4 protein-coding genes and 1 pseudogene are annotated in these 5,350 nt (G+C 69.9%); 2 read left to right on the forward strand and 3 right to left on the reverse strand.

Annotation, left to right across the window (positions count from 1 at the left end; all coding sequences use genetic code 11):
• The coding region (gene nudB / locus AC1D01_RS19205; RefSeq protein WP_477869060.1) for a dihydroneopterin triphosphate diphosphatase at nt 1–333 on the reverse strand (333 nt) is incomplete at its 3' end.
• Between the two features lie 79 nt (nt 334–412).
• Between nudB and AC1D01_RS19210 the strand changes: the two genes are divergently transcribed.
• Nucleotides 413–1,684: a GNAT family N-acetyltransferase gene (locus tag AC1D01_RS19210; RefSeq protein WP_477869062.1), complete on the forward strand. Its 1,272-nt coding sequence runs from the start codon at nt 413–415 to the stop codon at nt 1,682–1,684.
• Between the two features lie 9 nt (nt 1,685–1,693).
• Here the strand turns inward: AC1D01_RS19210 and AC1D01_RS19215 are convergent, their stop codons facing one another.
• Nucleotides 1,694–2,494, reverse strand: a complete 801-nt coding sequence (locus AC1D01_RS19215; protein WP_477869064.1) for a CsgG/HfaB family protein — start codon at nt 2,492–2,494, stop codon at nt 1,694–1,696.
• 219 nt (nt 2,495–2,713) lie between these two features.
• Between AC1D01_RS19215 and AC1D01_RS19220 the strand changes: the two genes are divergently transcribed.
• Entirely contained in the window at nt 2,714–5,164 is a 2,451-nt protein-coding gene (locus AC1D01_RS19220) for a fibronectin type III domain-containing protein (RefSeq protein WP_477869066.1), read from the forward strand.
• 26 nt (nt 5,165–5,190) lie between these two features.
• Here the strand turns inward: AC1D01_RS19220 and AC1D01_RS19225 are convergent.
• A pseudogene (locus AC1D01_RS19225) lies at nt 5,191–5,350 on the reverse strand (IS256 family transposase); the annotation flags it as partial.

The raw sequence follows: 5,350 nt of genomic DNA on the forward strand, positions 1-5,350 counted from the left end.
GGTGAAGACATGTTCGGTGTTGTGGGTGGTGAAGACATGTTCGGTGTTGTGGGTGACGCCCGGCGCGTAGCGGTGCGCCCAGGCCGGCAGGATCTCGTAGACGTGCTGCCGGCCGAGGTCGCGCAGCCGATCGGCCGGCACGGCCGCCGAGCCGACCACGATGCCCGTCTCCTCGGCGACCTCGCGCCACGCGGTGTCGCGCAGCGGTTCGGCCGGCGACGCGCGCGAGCCGGTCACGCTCTGCCAGCCGCGCGACGCATCGTTGCGCTCCAGCAGCAGCACCTCGCGCTGCGGTGAATGGATCAATACCAGCACCGACTCCGGCAGTTTCATGCCGTGAAGGATAGCGGCTCGGCGCGGCCGGCCCGTGTCGGCAGATGCCTCGCCGCCGGGTCGGGCAAACTCCCGCCCCATGCCCAGCCTCACCGCCTTGAAAAACAAGCTCTCGCAGCGCCGCAAGCTGCGCCGCCCGACCGGTTTCCGGTTCGCGATCGCCGACACCCTCGGCCAGCTGAACCCGACGCACTGGGACGCCGCCACCGCGGGGCACTCGTGGTTCTTCAGCCGCGACTACCTGGGTGTGCTGGAAACCGCCCCGCCGGACTGCCTGTCGCCGCGCTACGCGCTGATCAGCGATGCCGACGGCCCGGTGGCCGCGGTCGTGATGCAGTGGGCCGAGCTGGAGCGTGACCGCCTGCGCCCCACGCCGGGCCGGGTGGCACCGGCCGACGGCAAGCGGGCCCGGCTGAAGCAGTTCCTCGGCCGCGCCGCCGCGGGCAGCGGCAGCGCGGTGGCCACGCGGCTCAGCGAACGGGTGCTGGTGTGCGGCAACCTGCTGAGCTACGGCATGCATGCGGTGGCGATGGCGCCGGATGTCGACCCCGAGGCGCTGTGGCCGGCCGTGGCCGAGGTGCTGTACCGCGTGCGGCGCGCCGAGAAGCTGGCCGGCCAGGCGGGCTTCGTGATGATCAAGGACGCCACCGACCGCGAGACGCCGGCGCTGCGCGTGCTGGAAGGCCTGTCGTACCGCAGCGTCGAGACCGAGCCGAACATGGTGCTTGCGCTGCCGCCGGCCTGGAAGACACACGACGACTACCTGGCGAGCCTCGCGTCGAAATACCGCAGTGCGGTGAAGAACCAGATCATGGAGCCGGTGCGCCAGGCCGGCCTCGCGCTGCGCGTGTTCGAGGTGGACGAGGCCCTGCAGGCGCGCATGCACGCGCTCTACCTGCAGGTGCACGAGAACGCGAGCCTGCGGCCGTTCACGCTGCATCCCGGCTACTTCGGCGCGCTGGCGCGGGCGGCCGGCGAGCGGCTGCGCTGCAGCGGCGTGTTCGACGGCGACACGCTGCTCGGCTTCATCGCGACGCTGAAAGACAACGGCGTTGCAGTCGCCTACCACATCGGCTTCGACCGCCAGGCCGCCGAGACGCATCCGCTGTACCTGCGGCTGCTGCACGCGAGCATCGCCGAGGCGATCTCGATGGGGGCGAGCGAGCTGTCATTCGGCCGCACCGCGCTCGACCCGAAGGCACGGCTGGGCGCCAGGCCGCAGCCGATGCAGGTGTGGGTGCGTCACCGCCAGCCGGTGATCAACCAGATCACGCGGCGCATGCTCGGGCTGCTGCGCCACGAAGAAGCGCCGGACCGCAATCCGTTCAAGGCGGCGCCGCGCGAGGGCTGAGCCGGGGCCCTATCCCTTGCCGCCGGTCTTCACCGCCACCGCCGGCGGCAGTTCCTTGGCCTGCAGCATGCGCACCTGCGTCACCAGGTGGTTGTGCGCATCGAGGAACGCGGCGGCGATCACCTTGCCCTCGTTGCTGTTGCTCCAACCGGCACCGGCCGCACCGCCCAGCTTGCCAAGCACCAGGCCGCCCATGCCGAGGTCGGTGACGCGCACCGAGCCGGTCGATGCGGCCAGCTGCTCGGTGGTCTCGTTGTCGGTCAGCAGCAGCGCGACCTGCGCTTCCTTCAGCTTGACGCTGTCGGCCACGCCGACGAACTTGTTCAGCACCGGGATCATCCCGAGGATGCCGCCGATCTCGCGCCCGGCGTTCTGCTCGCTGAAGGTGAGGCTGGGCGTCAGCGTGTACTGCGCCTCGTAGCCCTTGCCCTTGGCCACCGTGCCGTTCTGGCGCAGCACGCCGGCGTTCTTCAGCTCCTGCTCCTGCACCGTGGCGCGCAACCCGGCCGAGCGATCGACCACGCGGAAGCAGCCGCTCTGCTGCGCCAGCAGCCGGATCAGCGGCACCGGCGACTGCGGCAGGTTGTGACCCGACACCATCGTGTAGCCGTTGGGGTTCTCGACCAGCGCGAGCGTCGCGACGGGCGCATCGCATTTCACCAGCTCGCGCGCCGCGGCACTGGCACCCGCCGGGCCGGCCGACCCGGTCACCACCGACCCGCCCTGGCCGAGTTCGGCGCCCTGTTTGCCGCAGGCAGCGAGCAGCACCACCGCGATGGCCGTGAGGCCGGCCGCGCAAACGCGATTCATGGAAATCCTTTCGACCAGGGTGAAGAGCGGGGCCGATGATGCCATCGCAACATTTCGTTACCACACAGCGACACGACCGCACACATCGACCGTTGATCGCCCTTTTGTTCCGTTGGCTCTGCAAATTCTCTGCAAAGTTGCTGACCAAGCTCTCGCCTCGATCGAACCGGTCGCGTGCCCCCCGGGGCTCGCCCTCTTCCCCCACGAGCGAGAGACGCCATGAACACTGCACCTCCGAGACTTGCCTCCCCCGTCATTTCCGGATTGCGCCGATGGGTGCTGCCGGCATTGTCCAGCCTGCTGCTGGCCGCCTGCGGCGGCGGTGGCGGTGGAGCGAGCGGCGACACGTCGGGCTCGACGGCAGTGGTCGAGTCGGCCCCGGCCGCCGTCACCGACGTGACGGCGGTGGCCAGCAGCGACAGCGCGATCGTGCTGAGCTTCAAGGTCTCGAACCCGCAGAACGTCACCGCCTTCGAAACCGTCTGCAGCGGCAATGGCTCGCTGGTGACGGTTCGCAGCGCGTCCAGCGGCACCGCCACCGACACCGTCACCGTGACCGGCCTGACGAACGCGTCGAGCGCCAGTTGCACGGTCAGCGCGATCAACAGCAGCGGCGCCAGCAGCGCGTCGAGCCCGGTGCAGGCGACGGCCGGCTCGACGGCACCGACACCCAGCGCCCCGGGCGTGCTGCGCATGGACGGCGCATCGACCTCGGCCGTGATCACCTTCTCGGAGTCCACCATCAGCGGCGGCGCGGCCGTCAGCGCGTACGTGGGCATCTGCGTCGGCCCGGACAAGGCGTCCTACAGCTACGCCGCCGCGAGCCCGATCACTGTCCTCGGGCTGACACCCGACCTGCCGTACACCTGCTGGGTCAGCGGCTTGAACGCCCAGGGCTCCGGCAAGGCCTCGGCCGCCTCGGTGGTGACGCCGAAGGCCGCCACCGCGGTGGCCGCCGATGCACCGGCCGCGCCGACCGGCGTCAGCGTGGCGCGCGGGGCCGGCTCGGCCACCGTCAGCTTCTCGACCGGCACCGCTGCTGCCAGCGCCTCCAAGCGGCGCGCGCAGGGCGTGGCCACGGTGTCGGGCACGCTGTACCGCGCGACCTGCCGCAAGGGCGACAACGTGGTCAGCGTCGAATCGACCTCCAGCCCGATCACCGTGCCGCAGCTGACCAACGGCGCGGGCTATGTCTGCAGCGTCACCGTCACGACGACGGCCGGCACCAGCGCCGACTCGACCGCGTTGGATGTCATCCCCAGCACGGTGCCCGACGCGCCGGTGCTGACCGCGCTGAACGCGGGCGACACGACTGCCACGCTGAGCTTCACCGCACCCGCCGGCGACGGCGGTGCAGCCATCACCCGCTACCACGCGAGCTGCACCTCCGACACGCTGGCGGCGGCAGCCGATGCCTCGAGCGCGGGCACGGTCGTCGTCGCGGGCCTGGTCAACAACAGCACCTACAGCTGCAGCGTTGCGGCGGTGAACGTGGCCGGCACCGGTGCGGCGTCGAATGCGATGAACGTGACGCCGGTCGCATCGACGGTGCCAGCGAACGGCAGCGTCGCCAGCGCACCGCAGACGGTGCAGGCCAGCGCCGCCAACGGCAGCGCGGTGATCAGCTTCGCCGCGGTCACCGACAGCGCCTCGCCAGTGCTTGACTTCACGGCCACCTGCACGGCGTCCGGCGGCCAGCAGGTCAGCACGACCGGCACCAGCTCGCCGATCACCGTGAGCGGGCTGGCGAACGGCAGCACCTACAGCTGCAGCGTCACGGCACGCAACGAGAACGGCATCAGCCCGGCCTCCGGCGCGCAGAGCGTGACGCCGGCCGTGACCGCGCCGGCCACCCCGACGCTGATCAGCGTGACGCCGGGCGATTCGGCGATCTCGGTGGCCTTCACCGCCGGATCGGACGGCGGCGCCGCGGTGACCGCGTTCACCGCCACCTGCGGCGACAAGACCGGCAGCGGCCTGGCGAGCCCGGTGACGGTCAGCGGGTTGACCAACGGCCAGATCTACGCTTGCTGGGTGACGGCCACCAATGTGGTCGGCACGAGCGACAAGTCGAACACGCGCGACACCAGGCCGAGCACGGTGCCGCAAGCTCCGACGGACGTTTCGGCGACCGCCGGCAACGCGTTCATCACGCTGAGCTACACCGCGCCGCTCGACAACGGCGGCGCGGAGATCCTCGGCTACACCGCGACGTGCCGGCACGGCGACGACAACGACCTCTACATTGCAACATCAGCCACGAGCACGAGCACCAGCATCACCGTCTCGAATCTGGTCAACGACACGTCCTACGACTGCACGGTGACGGCAGACAACACTGCGGGTGCCAGTGCGGCCTCGGCGACAGTGAATGCCACTCCTGCCGCGACCATCGTAGAGACGGCACCGGATGCGGCGACCAACCTGAATATGTCTGTCGGCAACGAGACGCTGACAGTCACCTTCGACCGACCGGGCACCGACCTTGGCGACGTCAGCTATGCGCTGATCTGCTCGCCGGGGAACATCAACATGAAAGCCATCAACGGGTGGGCGATGGCGACCGACCTGCAGAACGGCACGACATACACCTGCATCGTGCGGGCCACGAGGGGGACGAAGAGCACGGATCCGGGGGGCTGTCAGGATTTCTGTGTGCGAGGCGGTTGAGATGAATTGGCTATTGGCCGACTCGCTTATCGACTGCCGTGCGCCGGCAGTGTGAATCGCTCTTCGTAGACCACAGCGAATTGGTTCATCGCGGGGCGCCACTCCTTGGCTGCGCGTCCCCAGTCAGCCGTGATGTTGCGCAGTGCCAGCCAGATCAGCTTGGTGGCCGCGTCGTCGCTGGGGAAG

The organism is Rhizobacter sp. P3_B12, from assembly GCF_056402895.1.